Source organism: Pandoraea cepalis (genome assembly GCF_902459665.1).
Classification (GTDB): Bacteria; Pseudomonadota; Gammaproteobacteria; order Burkholderiales; family Burkholderiaceae; genus Pandoraea; species Pandoraea cepalis.
Genome location: NZ_CABPSL010000006.1, coordinates 35,554 through 56,796, shown reverse-complemented (window position 1 = coordinate 56,796; position 21,243 = coordinate 35,554). Strand labels below are relative to the sequence as shown.

The 21,243-nt window shown below is 64.3% G+C and carries 20 protein-coding genes; 11 read left to right on the top strand and 9 right to left on the bottom strand.

Annotated elements, in window-relative coordinates:
* Nucleotides 1-7: 7 nt before the first annotated feature.
* Both lptG and lptF read right to left on the bottom strand, forming a co-directional pair.
* Entirely contained in the window at nucleotides 8-1,147 is a 1,140-nt protein-coding gene (gene lptG, locus PCE31106_RS09920; protein WP_150563149.1) for an LPS export ABC transporter permease LptG, read from the bottom strand.
* Nucleotides 1,147-2,274 (bottom strand): LPS export ABC transporter permease LptF, encoded by a 1,128-nt coding sequence (gene lptF / locus PCE31106_RS09915; RefSeq protein WP_017235581.1) that lies wholly within the window; start codon nucleotides 2,272-2,274, stop codon nucleotides 1,147-1,149. The genes lptG and lptF overlap by 1 nt, the downstream gene beginning before the upstream one ends.
* Nucleotides 2,275-2,365: 91 nt before the next feature.
* Between lptF and PCE31106_RS09910 the strand changes: the two genes are divergently transcribed.
* The 3 genes from PCE31106_RS09910 to PCE31106_RS09900 are packed head-to-tail and all read left to right on the top strand — an operon-like array spanning nucleotide 2,366 to nucleotide 4,646.
* The gene (locus tag PCE31106_RS09910; RefSeq protein WP_150563148.1) at nucleotides 2,366-3,877 is read left to right on the top strand and encodes a leucyl aminopeptidase; all 1,512 of its coding nucleotides are present in this window, start codon (nucleotides 2,366-2,368) and stop codon (nucleotides 3,875-3,877) included.
* Nucleotides 3,874-4,296 (top strand): DNA polymerase III subunit chi, encoded by a 423-nt coding sequence (locus PCE31106_RS09905; RefSeq protein ID WP_017235579.1) that lies wholly within the window; start codon nucleotides 3,874-3,876, stop codon nucleotides 4,294-4,296. Before PCE31106_RS09910 ends, PCE31106_RS09905 begins: the two co-directional genes overlap by 4 nt.
* Nucleotides 4,293-4,646 carry a DUF2486 family protein gene (locus tag PCE31106_RS09900; protein ID WP_174975082.1) on the top strand — a complete coding sequence of 118 codons (354 nt, stop codon included), beginning with the start codon at nucleotides 4,293-4,295 and terminating at the stop codon, nucleotides 4,644-4,646. Before PCE31106_RS09905 ends, PCE31106_RS09900 begins: the two co-directional genes overlap by 4 nt.
* Before the next feature lie 89 nt (nucleotides 4,647-4,735).
* Here the strand turns inward: PCE31106_RS09900 and PCE31106_RS24625 are convergent, their stop codons facing one another.
* The 3 genes from PCE31106_RS24625 to ilvD (PCE31106_RS09885) all read right to left on the bottom strand — a co-directional run bounded on the left by PCE31106_RS24625 (nucleotide 4,736) and on the right by ilvD (PCE31106_RS09885) (nucleotide 9,122).
* On the bottom strand, nucleotides 4,736-4,984 hold the full coding sequence (locus PCE31106_RS24625) for a c-type cytochrome (protein ID WP_437343806.1): 249 nt from the start codon (nucleotides 4,982-4,984) through the stop codon (nucleotides 4,736-4,738).
* Between the two features lie 338 nt (nucleotides 4,985-5,322).
* Nucleotides 5,323-6,996: a dihydroxy-acid dehydratase gene (gene ilvD / locus PCE31106_RS09890; RefSeq protein ID WP_150563146.1), complete on the bottom strand. Its 1,674-nt coding sequence runs from the start codon at nucleotides 6,994-6,996 to the stop codon at nucleotides 5,323-5,325.
* A 257-nt stretch (nucleotides 6,997-7,253) separates the two neighbouring features.
* Nucleotides 7,254-9,122: a dihydroxy-acid dehydratase gene (gene ilvD, locus PCE31106_RS09885; RefSeq protein WP_026132292.1), complete on the bottom strand. Its 1,869-nt coding sequence runs from the start codon at nucleotides 9,120-9,122 to the stop codon at nucleotides 7,254-7,256.
* A gap of 220 nt (nucleotides 9,123-9,342) precedes the next feature.
* Here ilvD (PCE31106_RS09885) and PCE31106_RS09880 point away from each other — a divergent pair, with 220 nt between their 5' ends.
* Entirely contained in the window at nucleotides 9,343-10,290 is a 948-nt protein-coding gene (locus tag PCE31106_RS09880) for a LysR family transcriptional regulator (RefSeq protein ID WP_017235574.1), read from the top strand.
* Between the two features lie 201 nt (nucleotides 10,291-10,491).
* Entirely contained in the window at nucleotides 10,492-11,382 is an 891-nt protein-coding gene (gene lgt / locus PCE31106_RS09875) for a prolipoprotein diacylglyceryl transferase (protein WP_017235573.1), read from the top strand.
* 89 nt (nucleotides 11,383-11,471) lie between these two features.
* Here the strand turns inward: lgt and PCE31106_RS09870 are convergent, their stop codons facing one another.
* Complete coding sequence (locus tag PCE31106_RS09870; RefSeq protein ID WP_150563145.1) at nucleotides 11,472-12,143, bottom strand: GntR family transcriptional regulator; 672 nt, start codon at nucleotides 12,141-12,143, stop codon at nucleotides 11,472-11,474.
* 340 nt (nucleotides 12,144-12,483) lie between these two features.
* Between PCE31106_RS09870 and dctP the strand changes: the two genes are divergently transcribed.
* From dctP to PCE31106_RS09855, 3 genes are read left to right on the top strand one after another with little or no spacing between them, the layout of a single operon-like run.
* On the top strand, nucleotides 12,484-13,530 hold the full coding sequence (gene dctP / locus PCE31106_RS09865) for a TRAP transporter substrate-binding protein DctP (RefSeq protein WP_017235571.1): 1,047 nt from the start codon (nucleotides 12,484-12,486) through the stop codon (nucleotides 13,528-13,530).
* Nucleotides 13,527-14,117, top strand: a complete 591-nt coding sequence (locus PCE31106_RS09860; RefSeq protein ID WP_017235570.1) for a TRAP transporter small permease — start codon at nucleotides 13,527-13,529, stop codon at nucleotides 14,115-14,117. Before dctP ends, PCE31106_RS09860 begins: the two co-directional genes overlap by 4 nt.
* Nucleotides 14,114-15,457, top strand: coding sequence for a TRAP transporter large permease (locus tag PCE31106_RS09855; protein WP_017235569.1), 1,344 nt, complete (start codon nucleotides 14,114-14,116; stop codon nucleotides 15,455-15,457). Before PCE31106_RS09860 ends, PCE31106_RS09855 begins: the two co-directional genes overlap by 4 nt.
* A gap of 85 nt (nucleotides 15,458-15,542) precedes the next feature.
* Here PCE31106_RS09855 and PCE31106_RS23985 read toward each other — a convergent pair whose 3' ends face one another.
* A complete protein-coding gene (locus tag PCE31106_RS23985) occupies nucleotides 15,543-15,743 on the bottom strand; it encodes a hypothetical protein (protein ID WP_174975078.1) in 201 nt (66 codons plus the stop codon).
* Here PCE31106_RS23985 and PCE31106_RS09850 point away from each other — a divergent pair.
* The 3 genes from PCE31106_RS09850 (at nucleotide 15,718) to PCE31106_RS09840 (ending at nucleotide 19,598) form a co-directional block, all read left to right on the top strand.
* Nucleotides 15,718-17,148 (top strand): malonyl-CoA decarboxylase domain-containing protein, encoded by a 1,431-nt coding sequence (locus PCE31106_RS09850; protein WP_254440972.1) that lies wholly within the window; start codon nucleotides 15,718-15,720, stop codon nucleotides 17,146-17,148. The two genes, PCE31106_RS23985 and PCE31106_RS09850, sit on opposite strands and share 26 nt — an antisense overlap.
* 49 nt (nucleotides 17,149-17,197) lie before the next feature.
* A complete protein-coding gene (locus PCE31106_RS09845) occupies nucleotides 17,198-17,998 on the top strand; it encodes an enoyl-CoA hydratase/isomerase family protein (protein ID WP_017232109.1) in 801 nt (266 codons plus the stop codon).
* 67 nt (nucleotides 17,999-18,065) lie between these two features.
* Nucleotides 18,066-19,598 carry a malonate--CoA ligase gene (locus PCE31106_RS09840; RefSeq protein ID WP_150563144.1) on the top strand — a complete coding sequence of 511 codons (1,533 nt, stop codon included), beginning with the start codon at nucleotides 18,066-18,068 and terminating at the stop codon, nucleotides 19,596-19,598.
* Between the two features lie 107 nt (nucleotides 19,599-19,705).
* On the opposite strand, the gene PCE31106_RS09835 is transcribed toward PCE31106_RS09840, so the two are convergent.
* Together PCE31106_RS09835 and PCE31106_RS09830 are read right to left on the bottom strand one after the other, a co-directional pair.
* Nucleotides 19,706-20,413: an SIMPL domain-containing protein gene (locus PCE31106_RS09835; RefSeq protein WP_017232107.1), complete on the bottom strand. Its 708-nt coding sequence runs from the start codon at nucleotides 20,411-20,413 to the stop codon at nucleotides 19,706-19,708.
* A 186-nt stretch (nucleotides 20,414-20,599) separates the two neighbouring features.
* Nucleotides 20,600-21,070, bottom strand: coding sequence for an EVE domain-containing protein (locus PCE31106_RS09830; protein WP_017232106.1), 471 nt, complete (start codon nucleotides 21,068-21,070; stop codon nucleotides 20,600-20,602).
* Nucleotides 21,071-21,243: the final 173 nt, after the last annotated feature.

The following is a 21,243-nucleotide window of genomic DNA, read 5'->3' as shown; positions in this document are numbered from 1 at the left end:
CGGCGGCTCAGTGTTTATCGACCCAGCGCAACGCCGCGATGGCGAGCACCAGATAGAGTAACGACGGTAACGCGGCGGTGAACCACGCCGGCCAGGTGTTGAGCAAGCCCAGGTGCGAGAACAGGTTGTTGATCAACTGGAAGCTCATGCCGAGCATGATCCCGCCGAACACCTTCAGGCCGATGGCCCCGGCGCGCGCGTGCAAGTAAGCGAACGGCAGCGCCAGCGCCATCATCACAAAGACGGCGAACGGGTACAGCAGCTTCTGCCAGAGCGCGAGATTGTAGCGGTCGGTGTTCTGCTGGTTTTCCTTCAGATGGCCGATGTAGCTGTAAAGACTGCCGATGGCCATGTTGTCGGGCGAGACCATCAACACGGACAGGATCTGCGGTGTGAGTTCCGAGCGCATCTGCACCGTGGCGATATGCACCTGCTTGCTCTGCACCAGGGCGCGCAGCGGATCGGTGCCGGCCGCGGCGTCGTTCGTCGCGCTGAAGACCGTTTCGGACACGTCTGTCAGCTTCCAGAAGTTTGGCGCTTCGAACTGCCCCAGCTTGGCCAGTCGCACGCTGTCGAGACGCAACTTGTCGTCGAATTCGTAAATGCGAACGTTGGCAATGGTGTTGTCGGGATTGAGCGTGCCGACATTGATGAAGCGGGTGAGGCGCGAGCCGTCCTGATCGACGGTGTCCTTGACCCAGACACCCGAGCGAAACCCTGCCGAGACCGAACTGCCCAGCGCTTCGAGACGAATCTTCTGCGCGAGTTGCTCGGCATTCGGTGCGACGTACTCGCCAATGACGAAGGTGATCAGCACGATCGGGAAACCGATTTTCAGCAACGAGCGCAACGCCTGACCGGTCGAGAGCCCCGAGACGCGGAAGATCGTGAACTCCGAGTTGCCCGCCAGTTGTGCGCAGACATAGATGGCGGCAATGAGCGCGGCGACCGGAATGATTTCGTACATGCGCTGCGGCGCGAACAGCAGCACGTAGGCGAGGGCATGCTGGAAGCGGTATCCCCCACGGCCGACGTCGCCCAGTTCGCTCACCAGGTCGAAGAAGACGAACAGACCGACGAACGCGAGCAGCACGAACAGGAACGCCAGATAGATCTGGCGAGCAAAGTATTTCTCATAGATGCGCATCAGCGAATCCCTCCCGATGCAGGCATCCCGCCGGACCGGCTGAGACGACGACGTCCGAACAGCCCACGGAAGCGCACGCGGCGCAGGTAAAGCAGCACGATGACAACCATGGCGAGCGCGTGCAACAACCACACGCCGATGGCGAGCGGCATGCGCTCTTGCGCCACCCACGCCTGCGAGAGGCTCAGCAGGTTGGTGTACGCGAGGTAAATGAGCACGGCCATGATCAGGTTGACGGTGCGGCCGTGGCGCGGGTTTTGATAGGCCAGCGGCACGGCGAGCAACACCAGCGCGAGCGCGAGCAGCGGCAGGCCGATACGCCAGACGATCTCGCCGCGGAAGATCGGGTTCTGGATCTCACGGAACAGGCGCAGGGTCGGCACCCCCTTGGTCGGGGTGTTGTCGGTTGGCGCGGCTGCCGGGTTGTCGATCTTCACGCCATAGCGCTCGAACTCCATCACACGGTAATCGGGCTGGCCGGGCACGCCATCGTAGCGACGGCCCTTTTCCAGCACGATGTAGCGATTGCCGTCCTTGGCCGTTTCGATATGCCCCTCTTTCGAGACGACTACGCTGACCTTGCCGTTCTCGGTGCCGGAGACGAAAACGTTGTGCACCTTGGTCGCGTCCGGCGAAACGGTCTCGACAAAGAACACCCGGTGGCTCGCGGCGCTTTCGCGGAACTGGCCCGGCGCGATCATCGAGACGTCGTCGCGTTGGGCGAAGCGGGCTTCGAGCGCGGAGATCTGCTGGTTCGCCCACGGCCAGGCCACGAGTGCGCAGAATGTGATCACGGCCAGATAGGGCGTGGCAAAGCGCAGCACCGGCTTGACGAAGTGGGTGATCGACAGGCCCGAGGCGAACCACACGACCATTTCCGAGTCGCGGTACCAGCGGGTGAGCACGAACAGAATCGAGACGAACAGCGTCACGATCAGAATGATGGCCAGGTAGCCGATCACGGCCAGGCCGATGAGCACGAGGACGTCGCGCGGGTCGGCTTTCCCGGACGCGGCGAAGCCCAGGATGCGGATCATCATCGTGGTGAGCATGACGGTGATCAGCACCATGAAGACGGCCCCGGCGGTGTAGTTCAGCTCGCGCTGCAGGGAACGCTGAAAAATCATGTGATGGCGATTGGGGTGCTCTCGCGGTTGGGCGAGCGGGGAAAAAAGCGGATAATTGCGGATCGTACGAATTTTACCCGAGGAAAGCGCGATGGACTTTAGCACAAAAGCCTTCGATTCGACCAAGGCCGGTCAGGCCGGCCTTGCCAACGCCAAGACGGAGTGTCTGGTGGTCGGTGTGTTCGAGCAACAGCCGCTCGCGGGGCTCGCCAAGGCGCTGGACGTCGTCAGCAAGGGCCTGCTCGCCCGCATGGTCAAGCGTGGCGAACTCGATGGCAAGCTCGGCAGCACGCTGATGCTGCATGAGGTCGCCGGATGGAGCCAGGCACGTGTGCTGTTCGTCGGTCTGGGCCGCGAAGACCAGTTCTCGCCCAAGGGCTTCAACGAAGCCGCGCGCGCCGCCGCGCGCGCGGTGCTGGCGTCGCGTGCGTCCGATGCCATCTGGACACTGCCGCAAGCCGCGGTGGCCAAGCGGGACACCGCCTGGGCCGTGTGCGCCTCGATCCTCGCCCTGCGCGAGGCGACCTACCGTTTCACACAGATGAAGAGCAAGGCCGAGCCGTCCAACACGGCGCTGCGCAAGGTGCTCTTCGCGGTGGCGCCCGAGGACCTGAAGGCGGCCAAGGTCGCGGCCAAGCATGGCGAGGCGATCGCCAACGGCATGGCGCTCACCAAGGACCTGGGCAACCTGCCGGGCAACGTCTGCACGCCGACCTATCTGGCCGATACGGCCCGCAAGCTCGCGCGCGAGTTCAAGCTCAAGGCCGACATCCTCGGGCCGAAGCAGATCGAAGCGCTCAAGATGGGCTCGTTCCTGTCGGTCGCCCGGGGGTCGGTGCAGCCGCCGCAGTTCATCGTGCTCAAGTACGAAGGCGGCGCCGCCAAGCAGGCTCCGATCGTGCTGGTCGGCAAGGGCGTGACGTTCGACTCGGGCGGCATCTCGATCAAGCCCGGTGAGGGCATGGACGAGATGAAGTACGACATGTGCGGCGCGGCCTCTGTGCTCGGAACGATGCGTGCCGTCGCCGAGATGGGCCTCAAGCTCAACGTCATCGCCATCGTGCCGGCCACGGAGAACATGCCGGGCGGGCGTGCGACGAAGCCGGGCGACGTGGTGACCAGCATGTCCGGCCAGACGATCGAAGTGCTCAACACCGATGCCGAAGGCCGCCTGATCCTGTGCGACGCGCTTACCTATGCCGAGCGTTTCAAGCCGGCCGCCGTGATCGACGTCGCCACGCTCACGGGCGCCTGCATCATCGCGCTGGGTCACGTGAACACGGGTCTCTTCTCGAAGAGCGACGCGCTCGCCGACGAACTGCTCGCGGCCGGTCGCACGGCGGGCGACACGGCTTGGCGTCTACCGGTCGAGGAGGAGTATCAGGAGCAGCTCAAGTCGAACTTCGCCGACATGGCGAACATCGGCGGGCGCCCGGCCGGCAGCGTGACGGCAGCCTGCTTCCTGTCGCGCTTTACCGAGAAGTATGAATGGGCCCACCTCGACATCGCCGGCACGGCATGGAAGAGCGGGGCGGCCAAGGGGGCGACGGGGCGTCCGGTGCCGTTGCTTACGCAATTCCTGATCGATCGCGAAGCCCGGTGACGCGCGTCGACTTCCACACGCACGTGGCGAACCGGCTCGATTACGCGTGCCGGTTCGCGCGCAAGGTGTACGGCGCCGGACAAACGCTCGTGGTCGTCGGTGAGCCCGACGTGCTGCGCGCGTTCGACCAGACGCTGTGGACGTTCTCGCCGCTCGAATTCGTGCCGCATTGCTTCACCCAGGACCCGCTTGCCCCGCAGACACCCGTCGTGCTGGCCGCCCTCGATGAAGAGGTGCAGCATCATCAGGTGCTGTTGAATCTGGCGGGCAGCGTGCCGACGCACTTCGCCCGCTTCGAACGCGTGGTGGAGATCGTGGGCGACACGCCGGACGAATTGTCCGGTGCGCGCGAACGCTATCGTTTCTACCGCGATCGCGGCTACACCCTCAACAATTACGACCAGAGAGGCGGATCGTGACGAACGAGCCCGAGCGCACGGACCCCGGCATTCCCACGCTGACCGAAGTGCTCGCCCCCGGGGAGGCAACGCCGGTGCCGGATACCGCATCGGCCGCACCGGCAGCCGAGTTAGGTGTGCCGGCCGATGTCGCGGTGTTTGCCGAGCGTGTGAGTGCCCGGCTCACGCTGCAACTGGCGGATGAAATCACGACGATGGTGGAGCGCCGCTGTCACGACGCACTGATCGACCAGACGTCCTGGCTGGTGCAACTGATCGGCAAGCAGGTCGCCGACGCTTTGCAAGCGCAATTGCCGGACCGAATTCGGCAGGCGGTGATCGAAGAGGTCGCGAAGCAGGTTCGTTCGTAGCGCTCGAGGGGCGGTGGTTGCCGACGGGCCTTGCTGTAACGCGCAGCAACGCTTACGGCCGTGCATCCGAGGCCTCGGTGTCCGACGGCTCAGTGTCCGAGGCCAAGAATCCAGTGTGCCAGACGGCCCGCCTCGCCCGGGGCGAGCTGAGGGCTGGCGGGCATCGGAATGCTTCCCCATTTACCGCGACTGCCGTCCGCAATGGTTCGTGCGAGATCGGCGGCGGCGCCAGGCTGCCCTTCGTAGCGTTTGGCAATATCCCGGTAGGACGGCGCGAGCAACGTCCGGTCGACGGCGTGGCAGGTCATGCAATTGCGCTCGCGGGCGAGCTTTTCCATGGCTTGGGCGTTTTGCGTGTACTGCGCCCCCGTGGCCGACGGCGACGGCGGGGTTGTCTGCGCGAGAGCAGCGCCCGCCGCGATCAACAGCCACGCACCGACCATGGCCCCGGCAGACTTGCCGTTGCTTGCCTTCATTCGATACTCCCCGATCGTTCACAGATCCCGATGCGGGGCTGCGTGAGTTGGACGTCCATGGGTGACGACGTTGGGCAGGCGCATCGATGCGCCATTATAAGGCGGCGCGCACAATGCGCGACTCGGCACAAAGGTGCATGAAAAAACGGCACCGTGGCCAGGGAGGCAAGCGGTGCCGTTCGTGCGTTCCAACGTCAAGGTCAGCCCGTGACCGCCCCCTTGTTGGCCGGTTGTGCCAGTGCGGCATACTTGGCCATGACGCCCCGGGTATAACGAGGCGCGGGCGCCTTCCACGCGGCGCGACGCCTTGCCAGTTCATCGCCCGGCACATTCAGTTGCAGCAGCAGCTTGTGCGCGTCGATGGTGATCGAGTCGCCTTCGTGCACGAGGGCAATCGTGCCGCCCACGAACGCTTCGGGCGCCACGTGCCCGACGACCATGCCCCACGTACCGCCCGAGAATCGACCATCGGTAATGAAGCCGACCGTCTCGCCGAGTCCCTTGCCGATGATTGCCGACGTCGGCGCGAGCATCTCCGGCATGCCCGGGCCACCCTTCGGACCGAGGTAGCGCAGCACGAGCACGTCGCCGGCCTGGATCTTGTCGGCAAGGATTGCGTCCATCGCACTTTGTTCGTCGTCGAACACGCGCGCCGGGCCGGTGATGACCGGATTCTTCAGGCCCGTGATCTTCGCGACGGCGCCATCTTCCGCCAGATTGCCCTTGAGGATCGCGAGATGCCCTTCCTTGTAGAGTGCCTTGTCGATGGGGAAGATCACATGCTGGTCGGCACGCGGCACCGACGGCACGTCCTTGAGTTCTTCCGCGAGGGTCCGGCCGGTGATCGTCATGCAATCGCCGTGCAGCAGGCCGGCGTCGAGCAGGATCTTGAGCACTTGCGGAATGCCACCGGCCTTGTGCAGGTCGGTCGCCACGTACTTGCCCGACGGCTTCAGGTCGCACAGGACCGGCACGCGCTCGCGAATGCGCTCGAAGTCGTCGATGCTCCAGTCGATGTCGGCCGCGTGCGCGATAGCGAGATAGTGCAGCACTGCGTTGGTGGAACCGCCCGTGGCCATGATGAGCGCCACTGCATTTTCGATGGACTTGCGCGTGATGATGTCGCGTGGCTTGAGATCTTTCTTGACCGCTTCGATCAGCACGCGCGCCGATTCGGCCGCCGAGTCGACCTTTTCCTGATCGGGGTTGGCCATCGTCGACGAATACAGCAACGACATGCCCAGCGCCTCGAACGACGAACTCATCGTGTTGGCCGTGTACATGCCCCCGCACGACCCGGTCGACGGACACGCATTCTTCTCGATGCCCTTGAAATCGGCCTCGGTCATGCGCCCGGCGGTGAATTCGCCCACGGCCTCGAACGACGAGACGATGGTGAGATCCTTGCCCTTCCAGTTGCCCGGCTTGATGGTGCCGCCGTAGACATAGATGCCCGGCACGTTGATGCGCGCCAGCGCGATCATGCCGCCCGGCATGTTCTTGTCGCAGCCGCCGATCACGACCACGCCGTCCATCCACTGCCCCTGCACGGCGGTCTCGATACAGTCGGCAATGACTTCGCGCGAGACGAGCGAGTACTTCATGCCCTCCGTGCCCATCGACATGCCGTCGGAAATGGTGGGAGTGCCGAACGTCTGCGGATTGGCCTGATGGGTCTTGATGGCATCGACGGCGGCGTCTGCCAGCCGCTGCAGCCCCGCGTTGCACGGGGTGATCGTCGAATGGCCGTTGGCCACGCCGATCATCGGATTGTCGAAGTCTTCTTCCTTGTAGCCCAGCGCATAGTACATCGAGCGGTTGGGCGAACGGGCCACGCCTTGCGTGACGTTTCGCGAACGACGGTTGAATGCCATGACGGTCTCCTGTGGGGATGCACCACGCCACAGGCTACCGCAGCGTCGCGCACAAGCGTTGTTGTATCACGCTGTCATGCTGGCGGTACGCCCGTCGTCCGGGTGCGCCGCTCAAGGGCATTGCTGCTTCACTACTGCGTCACTTTACGTCAAGTTCTGCGCGGGAGCCGCCGCACGCGACGGCTCCCGTGATTCACGCCGATCGCATCGATCGCACCGACCACTCCAATCGGCGCTTTCGTTGCGCATTCTTCGCGTTATCCGCGCTTGCCCAGCTTCAGTTGCGACAGGTCGCGCACCGCGCCGCGGTCGGCCGAGGTGGCCAGCGCGGCGTACGCTTGCAGCGCTTGCGACACCACACGCTCGCGATTCGCCGGCTGCCATGCCTGGTCGCCACGGGCTTGCATGGCGGCGCGGCGGCGCGCCAGTTCGTCGTCGGACACGGCCAGATGCATCTTGCGCTGGGTGATGTCGATCTCGATCACGTCACCGTCTTCCACCAGACCGATGATGCCGCCTTCGGCCGCTTCCGGCGAGGCGTGGCCGATCACCAGGCCCGACGAACCGCCCGAGAACCGGCCGTCCGTGAACAGGGCGCACGTCTTGCCCAGCCCCTTCGATTTCAGGTACGAGGTCGGGTACAGCATTTCCTGCATGCCCGGGCCGCCCTTCGGGCCTTCGTAGCGGATCACGACCACGTCACCCGGCTGGACCTGATCGCCCAGGATGCCGTCGACGGCATCGTCCTGGCTTTCGTACACGCGCGCACGGCCCGTGAACACCCACTGCGATTCGTCGACGCCGGCCGTCTTCACGATACAGCCCTTCTCGGCGAGGTTGCCGTACAGCACGGCCAGGCCGCCGTCCTTCGTATAGGCGTGTTCCTTGTCGCGGATACATCCGGTTTCCCGGTTCAGATCGAGCGACGGATAGATTGACGACTGGCTGAAGGCGATGGTCGTGGGCACACCGCCAGGGGCGGCGCTGTAGAACGTGTGCGCCTTGTCGCCCGCGTCGGCGGCCACATCCCACTGCGCGATGGCGTTGCCGAGCGTGCCGCTGTGTACGTTGCCGCAAGACGTATCGAGCAGCCCGCCGCGCGCGAGTTCACCCAGAATGCCGATGATGCCGCCCGCACGGTGCACGTCTTCGATGTGGTACTTGTCGGTCGCCGGGGCCGCCTTGCACAGGCAGGGAACCTTGCGCGAGATGCGGTCGATGTCGGCCATCTTGAAGTCGACGCCGGCTTCCTGCGCGGCGGCGAGCAGGTGCAGCACCGTGTTGGTCGAGCCGCCCATGGCCACGTCGAGCGCCATGGCGTTTTCGAACGCTGCCTTGGTCGCGATGTTGCGCGGCAGCACCGAGGCGTCGTCTTCCTGGTAATAGCGACGGCACAGGTCGACCACGAGACGGCCGGCCTGTTCGAACAGCCCGCGGCGCCAGGCGTGCGTGGCGACGATGGTGCCGTTGCCCGGCAACGCGAGACCAATGGCTTCGGTCAGGCAGTTCATCGAGTTGGCGGTGAACATGCCCGAGCACGAACCGCACGTCGGGCAGGCGCTGCGCTCGATTTCCGCGACTTCGGCGTCGCTCACTTTCGGGTCGGCTGCCTTGATCATGGCGTCGATCAGGTCGATCTTGGCGATGACCTGGCCGTCGCCATTCTTGACCTTGCCCGCTTCCATCGGGCCGCCCGAGACGAACACGACCGGAATGTTCAGGCGCATGGCGGCCATGAGCATGCCCGGGGTGATCTTGTCGCAGTTCGAGATGCAGACCATGGCATCGGCGCAGTGCGCGTTGACCATATATTCCACCGAGTCGGCGATCAGCTCGCGCGACGGCAGCGAGTACAGCATGCCGCCGTGACCCATGGCGATGCCGTCGTCCACGGCGATGGTATTGAATTCCTTGGCTACACCGCCGGCCGCTTCGATCTCCTTGGCGACCACAGCGCCCAGATCGCGCAGGTGCACGTGACCCGGCACGAATTGCGTGAAGGAGTTGACCACGGCGATGATCGGCTTGCCGAAGTCGTCGTCTTTCATGCCGGTGGCGCGCCACAGGGCGCGGGCGCCGGCCATGTTGCGGCCGTGGGTCGAGGTGCGGGAACGGTATTGAGGCATGGTCGTCTCTGGAACGCTGTGCTTGTGGGATGAACGAATACGGGGCCGCCAGGCGACATTCGGTCTGAATTCGCTCTGGATTCGGTCTGGACTTGCGCGTGGCTGGGCAAAGCTGCCATGGCCGCGCGGCACGCCAGCGTCGGCCGGACATCAAGATTCGTCTTTCCTTGAATGCTTGTCAAATATATTATTTGACTCGGATTGAGTCGAAAAACATATCATGGATCTACGTCAACTCAGGTACTTCGTTGCGGTGGCCGAAGAGCGGCATTTCGGCCGTGCGGCCCAGCGTCTGTCGATGACCCAGCCCCCGCTCTCGCAGCAGATCCGGGCGCTGGAGGCGTCGTTGGGGGCCCCGCTTTTCGTGCGGACCAACCGGTCGGTGGAGCTGACGGCCGTGGGCCGGCAACTACTGCCCGAGGTACGGCGCATTCTGGCGGACGCCGACGCGCTGCCCGCGTTCGCACAGGGGCTGGCGCATGGGGAGGTCGGCACGCTCTCGCTAGGCTTCGTCTCCACGGCGGACTATGGCATTCTGCCGCCGCTGCTGCGCGAGTTCGGCGAGCGCTATCCGCGCGTGCGTCTGCAACTGCTCGAAGCGACGAGCGACGTGCAAGTCGAGGCGCTCATGGATGGACGCATCGACGCCGGCCTCTTCATCCCGCCGGTGCCTGCTCGTTACGCCAACGAACTGTCCTATCTGCCGATCGTGCGCGAACCGCTGATGCTGGCGTTGCCGGCCGGGCGGGGCATGGCTGCCGGCGACGACACCGCTGCCGACGCCCAGCCGGGCGCCCCGGTCAGTCTGGCCGACTTTGCCGACGAACCGCTCGTCATCTTCCCACGGCGCGTGGCGCCGGCGTTCTACGACATCATCATGGGCTGCTACGCCGCACTTGGCCTCACGCCGCGCGTGGGGCAGGAGGCCATTCAAATGCAGACCATCGTGAGCCTGGTGTCGGCGGGCATGGGCGTGGCCCTGGTGCCGCAATCGCTGTGCCATCTGCGCCGCACCGGCGTGACCTATCGCGCGCTACGCGAGACGAGCACCCTCATCGAGACGGGCCTGCTCTGGCGCACGGCCGAAGTCACCCCTGTCCTCGAAGGATTTCTCGAAACGGCGCGCGCGGTGGCCCATACCCCACCGGGGGCAACGCTGACGAACTGAAGGTCGCTGTGATTGGCGGTGCCCGCCAGGCCGCCGCGATAGGGGGCGCTCGTGGTATTGTGCTGCCCATCCCAACGCCTGCCGGTTCAGTTGCCCAGGCGAGCTGTCGCTGGCGTGCCACTCGACGGCAGCAATGGGTTGCCTTGACAGCGCATCCGCCCTCCGACGGAACTTTTGTTCACGAATCGATTCTTCTGATCCATGCTGATTCATCCTCAATTCGACCCGGTCGCGATTCATCTCGGCCCGCTCGCCATCCGCTGGTACGGCCTGATGTACCTGGTCGGCTTCATTCTGTTCCTGGTCGTGGGGCGCGTGCGCGTGCGCCAGCCGTCCATCGCCGCGCAAGGCTGGAAGGTGCAGGATCTCGACGACATGCTGTTCTATGGCGTGCTCGGGGTGATTCTTGGCGGACGTCTCGGCTACGTGCTCTTCTATAAGCCGGCGTTTTATCTGGCGAATCCGATCGACATCTTCAAGGTGTGGGAAGGCGGCATGTCGTTCCACGGCGGCTTCCTTGGCGTGCTCGTCGCGATGTGGCTGTTCACTCGCCGTCGTGGCCATTCGCTGCTTGAAGGCACCGATCTCATCGCACCGATGATCCCGCTGGGGCTCGCTGCCGGTCGTCTGGGCAACTTCATCAACGGGGAATTGTGGGGACGCGTGACGTCACCCGATTCGCGCTTCGCAATGTTGTTCCCGCAATCGGCGGGCGAAGACGTTCAGTGGGCGATGGCGCATCCGCAGGCGATGGCCGATCAGGCGATGGCGGCGGTGTTCGCGCAATTCCACGGGCTGCCCCGCTATCCGTCGCAGTTGTTCGAATTCGCGCTCGAAGGCGTGGCGCTGTTCCTGCTGTTGTGGTTCTTCGCGCGACGCGCGCGGCCAGTGGGCGCGGTGTCCGCCATGTTCCTGGTGGGCTACGGCGTCTTCCGCTTTCTCGCGGAATTCACGCGTGAGCCCGATGCGTTCCTCGGCTTGCTCTCGTTCGGGCTGTCGATGGGCCAATGGCTGTCGATGCCGATGATCGTCGCGGGCATCATCATGCTCGTGTGGGCGTATCGCCGCCGGCCAGCGCGGTCTCGCGCCTAAGGCGTCGGCAGGCGCTGCGCCACAGAGATTCAGGCAACGGGCCGCCGGAGATGTTTCCTCCGGCGGCCCGTTGGCTTTTGGGGCAAGCTTCAGCTCGCCTTGCGCTCGAGCGCGCGCAATGAAGCCATCAGATCGGCGAAGCGCTCGCCCTGCACGGTGACGTGGCCGCGAAGCTGTTCCGACGCCGCGTCGGCATCGCCCGCTTCAATGGCGCGGAAGACGGCGTCATGTTCGGAGAACGATTGGTTAGGCCGGTCGCGTACGCGCAGTTGCAAGCGGCGATACACGCGCAGTCGTCGGTGCAACTGCAACGCCGTTTCCTGAAGATAGGTGTTGTGACTGGCCTGATAAATCAACGCGTGGAAATGCGCGTTGACTTCGTAATAAGTGTCGATGTCCCGCGCCTCGGCCGCCGCCCGGCTGGCCTCGTGCGTCTCGCGCAATTCGGCCAGTTCCTCGTCGGTGATGCGGCGCGCGGCGAGGCGCCCGCACATCGATTCGAGTTCCGCCATCACTTCGAACATCTCGCATAAGCGCTGCGGGTCGATCTGCGCGACCACGGCGCCCCGGCGAGGACGAATCTCGATGACCCCCGACGACGCCAATTGAATCAATGCCTCGCGCAGGGGCGTGCGCGACACGCCGAACGCGCTCGCCAGTTCGACCTCGTCGAGCCGCATGCCGGGCGGGTACTCGCCCACGGCAATCTTCTCCTCGATCGCCTGGCGCAGCGCTTCCGATCGCTTCGGTTTTACGGTCATGACGCTCTCGCTGGGTCGTGTTTCGGTCCCGTCGCACGGGGCTCAATCGGATTCATGGTTGTCAAAGTAACGCTTGAAGCCCGCCTTGAAGATCGGGGTATACGCCGAAAATGTATTTTTTTGACAGTCAGTTTGTATACACCATGCTGGATTGACTATACGATTTCATCCCGAGAGCGGCAACTCGCGCACTCGAAATACCAAAAATCAAAGCAGTCATCCGTACATGCAGTGCCGGCGAACCGGTGGTGCACCCGCGGCGGGAAGCAAAACCCGCAGCGGGCGATGTCAGGCACCGGGCTTCGCTGGTTCACCACTGACAGAAGTGACAGGAGACGCCATGGAGACAAATCATTCCCCGCTGCGGCGGCAACTCATGCTCGGTGCCGCATCGGCACTCGCCACCGGCGGCCTGGCCAGCCCGTGGGGCAACGCGTTTGCGCAGTCCGGCCCGCTCAAGATTTCCCATCAATTCCCCGGCGGCACGCTCACCGAAGGCGACTTCCGCGATCGGCTCTGCCGCAAGTTCGCGCAGGAAGTCGAGAAGCGCACCCACGGCGCGCTGAAGTTTCAGGTCTATCCGGGCAGTTCGCTCATGAAGACCAATGCGCAGTTCTCGGCGCTGCGTCGCGGAGCCCTTGATCTTTCGCTCTATCCGCTGCCCTACGCCGGGGGCGAAGTCCGCGAACTCAACATCGGGCTGATGCCGGGGCTGGTGACGTCCTATGCGCAGGGCGCAGCGTGGCGCCACGGCGAAATTGGCAAGGTGCTCACCGATGTGCTGGCGGAGAAGAACGTCGTGATCGTGAGCTGGGTCTGGCAGGCAGGCGGCGTTGCGAGCCGCGCCAAGCCGCTCGTTTCGCCTGACGACGCCAAGGGGCTCAAGGTGCGCGGCGGCAGCCGCGAGATGGACATGATGCTCAAAGAGGCCGGCGCGGCCGTCATTTCCCTGCCGTCGAACGAACTCTACGCCGCCATGCAGACGGGCGCGATGGACGCGGCGATGACTTCATCGACGAGCCTGATGTCGTTCCGTCTCGAGGAGGTATCGAAGCATCTGACCACCGGGCGCAACAAGTCGTATTGGTTCATGCTCGAACCGCTGTTGATGTCGAAGCAGGTCTTCGACAAGCTGCCCAAGGACCAACAGCAGGCGATCCTGCAAGTGGGGGCGGAACTTGAGTCGTTCGGCACCGAAGCCGCCAAGGCCGACGATGCGCAGATCGCCAGCGTCTATACCAAGGCCGGCGCGAAGGTCTACGACCTCGACGAGGCAACGGTGATGAAGTGGCGCGACATCGCACGGCGCACCGCGTGGAAGGACTACGCGGGCCGATCCGACACCTGCGCGAAACTGCTCGCGCTCGCCCAGCAGGTGCCTGCATGAGTGGGGCCGCCGTGAGCGCGGAACCGGCGGCGGCACGCACTCGCTTGCTGCGGCGGCTCGACGCCCTGTTACAGGGCGTGAGTCGTCTGCTCATGGTCGTGTGCATGTTGGCGCTGGTCGGGGCCGCGCTCGTGCTCAGCTACAGCGTGTTCGCGCGGCACGTGCTCAAGCTCGCCACCGACTGGCAGGACGAAGCCGCTGTGTTCCTGCTGGTCGGCGCGACCTTCGTCTCAGCCGCGCATGTGCAGCATTTGCGTGGGCACATCGGCATCGAAGCGATCACGACCTTGCTCTCGCCGCGCGTGAACCGGGTGCGGCGCTGGTGCGTGGACATGGTCTCGTTCGCTTTCTGCGGCTTTTTCGCATGGAAGTCGTGGACGCTGTTCTGGGAAGCCTATGTCGATGGCCAGACGAGCAGTTCGACGTGGGGGCCGCCCCTGTCGATTCCGTATGGCCTGATGGCCTTCGGCATGACGTTGCTCACGGTGCAATTGCTGTTGCAAGTGGCGATTGGCGCCGGCGAAATGGGAAAACCTGCGGGCCATGACGCACCGCTCGGATCGGATCGTACGGGAGGGCATGCATGAGCGAACTCGGTATCGGATTGCTCTATGGTGGCGCGACGCTCGTCGCCATGTTCTCGGGCATGCCCATCGCATTTGCCCTGGGGGCCGTGGCGGTGGCGTTCATGCTCGGCTTCATGCCGGTCTCGTCGCTCGATACGATCACGCAGAACGTCTATGAGGAGATGGCGAGCATTACGCTGCTTTCGATTCCGCTGTTCATTCTGAAGGGGGCCGCCATCGGCAAGTCACGCGCGGGCCAGGACCTCTATCTGGCATTGCACGCGTGGATGCGCCGGATTCCGGGCGGTCTGGGCATCGCCAATGTGTTCGCCTGCGGGCTGTTCGCCGCGATGGCCGGATCGAGCCCGGCGACGTGCTCCGCGATCGGCAGTGCAGGGATTCCGGAGATGCGCCAGCGCGGCTATTCGCCGGGATTCGCCGCGGGGATCATCGCGGCGGGCGGAACGCTGGGCATTCTGCTTCCGCCGTCGATCACGATGATTCTCTACGCGGTGGCCGCAGAGCAGTCGCTCGGGCGGCTGTTCCTCGCCGGAATCGTGCCCGCGCTGCTGCTGGTGGGGCTTTTCTCTTGCTACGCGGCGTGGCGCTACCGACACGAGTATGCGCGCGCGCAAGTGGCCCTCGCCCGCGACGGCACGCCGTCGCCGTTCCCGAGCGAGCCGCCGGCCACGATGCGCGAGAAGCTGGCGCTGTTGCCGCGCGTGCTGCCGTTCGTGACGCTGCTCATCGGCGTGATGGCGGCGCTCTACGGCGGCTATGCCACGCCGTCGGAGACGGCTGGCCTCGGCGGCCTGCTCGCGATCGGGCTCATCGCCGTGATTTATCGGATGTGGAACCCGCGTCAGCTTGCGCCGATTCTGACCGGCACGTTGCGCGAGTCGACCATGCTCATGTTCATCATCGGCATGTCGCTGCTTTATTCGTACGTGATGAGCTATCTGCACATCAGCCAGTCGGCGGCGCAATGGATCGTGGGGCTGCATTTGTCGCGCTGGGTGCTGCTCACGGCCATTCTGCTGATGGTGGTCGTGCTCGGCTTCTTCCTGCCGCCGGTAAGCATCATCCTGATGACCGCGCCGATCATTCTGCCGCCGCTGCGGGCCGCCGGCTTCGACCTGGTGTGGTTCGGCGTGGTGATGACGATCGTCATGGAATTGGGGTTGATTCATCCGCCCGTAGGACTCAACATCTTCGTCATCAAGAATACGGCGCCCGACATCGCGTTGCGCGACATCGTGTGGGGCGTGATGCCGTTTGTGGTGTTGATGGTGCTGGCCGTGGTCCTCATCTGTGCGTTGCCCGGCTTGTCGCTGTGGTTGCCGGATCGACTGATGGGATGAGAGCGCTTTCACGAAATGCGGCAATATTCGCTGGAGGGTGCGTCATCGCGGTATAGCCGGTGTGCTTGCCTACCCGGGCGCAATGTCAGGAAGCCATGAAGGATGAGCCAATCATGTCAGCCATGTCCGTTCCCGTCTCGTTGAGTTCGTCGACGATGGACTCAACGATGGCCGCGTCGTCTACCGCGATGGCCTCGTCCTCGCCATCCTCGTCGTCGCCTTCCCAAGCGGGGCGGGGCACGTCCGAGACCGTGACTGACGTGAGCGCGCCGGTACCGTCGCCCAAGCCGTCGCTCGGGGCGCGTCTGGGACAGTGGTTCGGCCGCGGCGGCGGTAAATCGGGGGGGCACGGCGGCGGGCCGAAAGATGGCAAGGACGGTAAAGGGAGCGCCAAGATCACGCCGGCAACGCTGTCGCCGCGTGCGCAGAGCGCGCTGCGGCGGCAGTTGACGCTGTGCCTGGCGGCGCGGCTGACGGACTCCGCCGCCAACGACGCCGCGCGCGATTTCATGACGCGCTACACAGCGGCGTCGCCCGACACGCAACTGGCGCTGCTCGCGGTCGTCGCCGACGCTTGTGCGAGCGACGGCTCCCCGGGGGCCGAGGTCGGCAGGGACGGCGACGGTGCCAGTGCCAGACGCGCGGCCAGCGGTTTGGCCGGTGCGCTCGGCAGTGCGCGTGTGCGCTTTCTCAAGCGCTTCAATGCGCTGCCCGATGGCCTGCCGTTCCTCGTGCGCTGGCGCGCCGACATGCTGGAACACCGCGCGGTGTTGCCCGGACTCGCGGCGCTCGAAGAGGATCTCGGCAGTCTCTTTTCGACATGGTTCGACGTCGGACTGCTGGAGTTGCATCCGATCACGTGGGATTCGCCGGCGTCGCTGCTCGAAAAGCTCATGCGCTACGAAGCGGTGCATGAGATTTCGTCGTGGGCGGATCTGCGCAACCGGCTCGATTCCGATCGCCGTTGCTATGCGTTCTTTCATCCGCGCATGCCGCGCGAGCCGCTGATCTTCGTTGAAGTGGCGTTTGTGCCCGAGATGGCCGCCGACGTGCATTCGCTGCTCGACGAGAAGGCGCCGCTCGAGGATCTGCGTCGCGTGCGCTGGGCGATCTTCTATTCGATCTCGAACACGCAGCCCGGCCTGCGCGGGGTGAGCTTCGGTAACTTCCTGCTCAAGCGTGTGATCGACGAACTGCAAGTCGATTTTCCGAAGCTGCGCAATTTCGCGACGCTCTCGCCGATTCCGGGGTTCAACGACTGGCTCAAGTCGCTGTCGACCCAGGCGCTTGTGCAAGTGCTTGGCCCAAAGCGCGCGAAACTGCTGGGGCAGGAGGGGGCGCCGGCGCCCGATGTCTCCGGCGCACAGATGGTGGCGTGGTTGCAGGCCTCTGCCGAGCGCAAGGGCGCGCAAGCATCGCAGCGCAGTCTTGGCGAAGCGCTGGCCGCGTACTATCTGGCGCGCGAAACCGTGCGGGGACAGCCGCGCGATCCGGTTGCGCGGTTCCATCTGGGCAACGGCGCGCGCGTGGAGCGCATCAACTGGCATGCCGATCTTTCGAAGAAGGGCGCGAAGCAGTCGTGCGGCATGATGGTCAATTATCTTTACGAGCCCGACGAACTCGACGCCAACCTTCAACGTCTCATCGACGGCGAACCCGCGCTCGGGCGCGCCGTGGCGAGGCTGCTCTGAACATGACGACGCTTTGGTATGCAAACCAGTATCCACGCCCATCAACCGCATGGAGGAACGCGTGAGTGAAGTCCTGCGCGATGACCGTTCGCTTGACGACGGATGGGTCACGTTGACGCTGTCGAATCCCGGCAAGCTCAATGCGATTTCGGTCGCCATGTGGCGTGCCCTGCGCGCGCATCTGCAAGCGCTCGACGAGGACGCGCGCGTGCGCGCCATCGTTATTCGCGGGGCGAAAGGTCACTTCGCGGCCGGCGCCGATATCGAAGAGTTTCCGCTCGAGCGCGGCAGCTACGACGCGCTGCGGCGCTATCACGGCGAGGTCATCGGGCCGACGCTCGACGCCTTGGCACATTGCCGGCATCCGAGCGTCGCGCTGATCGAGGGGGTGTGCGTGGGCGGCGGCCTGGAGATCGCGGCGCATTGCGACTTGCGCATTGCCGGGGAGGGCGCTCGCTTCGGCGTGCCGATCAACAAGCTCGGCTTTCCAATGGCGCCCGGCGAACTGCGCGGCGTGCTCGCCCTGGCAGGCCGCGCGACAACGCTCGAAATCCTGCTGGAGGGGCGCGTCTTTGGCGCGGCGGAGGCGCGCGAGAAAGGCCTGCTCACGCGCGTGGTGGCCGACGACGCAGTGGAACACGAGGGCTATGCGTGCGCGCGGCGTCTCGCCGCCGGCGCGCCGTTGGCCGCCCAACTGAACAAATGGCTGATCGCCCGGTTGGCACCGACCGTGCCGCCGTTGTCCGAGGCCGAATGGCAAAATGCGTTTTCGTATTGGGATTCGCACGATCACCGCGAAGGGGTGGCGGCATTCCTCGAGAAGCGCCCGCCTGACTTTTTGGGGCGGTGAGCGACGCCACGTCGTCGCTGCTTTTTTTCCAGTCAACGCATCCACTGTTTCAAATCCGATTCTGTTTATGACGCAAGACACCAATCTCTACCGACTTTTTGCCGAGCGTTTTCCCGCCGATAAATCGGCGTGCGCGATCGAGACGCCCGAAGGGCTCTATTACAGTTGGGACGACATCGAGCGCGCGAGCGCCCGCATGGCGAACCTGCTCGCGAGTCTCGACCTGACACCTGGCGCACGTATTGCCGTGCAGGTCGAAAAGTCGCCGGAGGCGCTGCTGCTCTACCTCGCCACCTTGCGCGCGGGGTTCGTGTATCTGCCGCTGAATACGGCATATCGCGAGGGCGAGATCGCTTACTTCGTCGAGAACGCCGCGCCGGATGTCGTGGTGTGCAGTCCGGCAAATTTCGGCTGGGTGTCGAAGGTTGCGTTCACGAACGGTGCGAAGCATGTCTATACGCTCGGCGACGATCGTACGGGTTCGCTGCTGGAGCGCGCGGCGTGGTTCGACGACACCTTCGAGACGGTGCCGCGTGCGCCAGACGATCTCGCCGCCATTCTGTACACGTCGGGCACGACGGGGCGCAGCAAGGGGGCCATGCTCTCTCACGGCAACCTCGCGAGCAACGCGCGCGTGTTGCACGAGTTCTGGGGATGGGGCGAGCGCGAGGGCGGCGACGTGCTGCTGCACGCGCTGCCGATTTTCCACGTGCACGGGTTGTTCGTCGCGAGCCATGCGGCGCTGTATTCCGGCAGCAAGATGATCTGGATGACGAAGTTCGATGCACGTGAAGTGCTGCATCAACTTTCGCGTGCCACGGTGTTCATGGGCGTGCCGACGTATTACGTCCGGTTGCTGGCGGAGGCGGGGCTCGATCGCGAGGCGTGTCGCAACATGCGGCTGTTCATTTCTGGCTCGGCACCGCTGTTGAGCGAGACGTTCGACGCCTTCCGCGAGCGCACCGGCCATACGATTCTGGAGCGTTACGGCATGTCCGAGACGGTCATGCTCATCTCGAACCCGTATCGCGGCGATGCGGCGAGCGTGCGCCGCGCGGGTACGGTTGGCGTGCCGCTGCCGGGGGTGACGGTACGCGTGGTCGGTGACGACGCACAGCCATGCGGGTCGGGCGAGATCGGTCACATCCAGGTCAAGGGGCCGAACGTGTTTGCCGGCTACTGGCGCATGCCGGAGAAGACCGCAGAAGAGTTCACCGACGACGGCTTCTTCAAGACGGGCGACGTTGGCAAGTTCGATGAGCAGGGCTATGTGCACATCGTCGGTCGCTCGAAGGATCTCATCATCTCGGGCGGCTACAACGTTTATCCGAAGGAAATCGAGGGCTTCATCGACGAGATGGATGGCGTGGCCGAGTCGGCGGTGATTGGCGTTCCGCACCCGGACTTCGGTGAGGCGGTGGTGGCCGTCATCGTGCCGCGCGACGGTGCAAAGGCACCCGACGAACGAATGGTTATCGACACGCTCAAGCAGCGTATCGCCAACTTCAAGGTGCCCAAGCGTGTGCACGTCGTCGCCGAATTGCCGCGCAATACGATGGGCAAGGTGCAAAAGAACTTGCTGCGTGAGCGCTTCAAGTAAGCGCGATGCAGCATCGCGCGTCGGTCATCCAATATTGAACGTAAAAGAATGCCGCCCTCGACGGGGCGGCATGATAACTCACCTGACAACGTGCGGGCCCGCGCGGCTTACTTCATCTGCACCGTACCCGAGACCGTCACGGTCACCTGCGTTTTGCCGCCTTCGAGCTGCATCGGCGGCGCGGCGTCGGCGCCCGCACTCATGGCCATTGCCTTCATCGCGTACGGACGCGGCATCATCGGCGCGTTCGCACCAACCTGCACCTGACGGATCGTGTAGCTGCTGTAGCCGAAGGCCTTCGTGTTGTTCTGCGCCTGATCGCGGAACGCCTGAATGGCCTGATTCGTCAGCTCGGCCTGGGTCTTCTCCTGCGCTTCACGCGAGAGCGAGAACGACACGCCGTCCATCTGCATCTGGTTCGAGATCTGGCTGGCGAGACGCGATGCGGCACCGAAATCCTTCGAAGTCATCTGCAGTTCGGTGCGGCCTCGCCATGCGGTGATCTTGCCGTCGCGGTTGGTCGTCGGGTAGAGCGAGACGCTACCGGTCTGAACCTGCACGGCATTCTGGCCCTTGGCCACGGACATCGCGCTGTTGGCCTTCTGCGTGAGATTGCGCGACACGGTCGCGGCGTCGGCGCCTTGCTCCTGCGCGGACATCGTGATGTGAACGGTGTCCTGCTCGACTTCCTTCGTGGCGTGCGCTTCAAGGCCCAGTACACCCGAGACCTGACGGTTGGCATCTTCACCCGACTGGGCGTAGGCGACATTGGCGGCGGTGGCGATCAGCAGCGCGGCAGCGAGAGATTTGCGCATCGTATTGTCCTTTTTCGAGTGAGAGTTCGCCTGGGCGTGGCGAACGGTTGACCGGTCGTTCGCGCGGCCTTCGCGGCATGACGCTCGCCACATGATGGCGTGTCATGCGGTCATGGCCACAGGCTATGCCGGTGTCGGCAACCTGATACAGACGCTATCGCAACCGGGTTGGTTCCCCCGACACTTTCAGTCTTCAAGCAGATGCCGGGTGATGAACTTCCAGTGTTTGGGCGCCACGGGGGTGATCGAGAGACGGTTGCCGCGGGCGAGGACCAACATGCCGTCCAATTCCGGCGTCTGACGCATTTCCGTGAGCGGCATGAGGCGTGTCTTGCGATCCAGTTTGACGTCGACCAGCAGCCAACGTGGCGATTCCGGCGCCGACTTGGGATCGAAATAGGGACTCTTGGAGTCGAACTGGGTAGGGTCGGGATAGGGCGTCGACGCCACCGTTGCGAGTCCGGCGATACCGGGCACCGCACAGCTCGAATGATAGAAGAGCACGCCGTCGCCCACGCGCATCTCGTCGCGCATGAAGTTTCGTGCCTGATAGTTGCGCACGCCCGTCCACGCCAGGGTCTGGTGCTTCGCGCTGGCGAGATCGTCGATACTCGCCTCCTCGGGTTCGGACTTCATCAACCAGTAACGTTGTGTCATGCCGTTTCAGAGTTAAAGTTGTTGTAACGGTAGCAAACATCGCTCAAATTGACCAAAAATCGACGCATTTTGGATGGATGGGTTGCTGCGCTGCGATCCTTGGCCAAATCCTATACTATGCGTTTGTGATCTTCGTGTGACGATTGATGTGACCGGTTGGCCGAGTGCCCTGT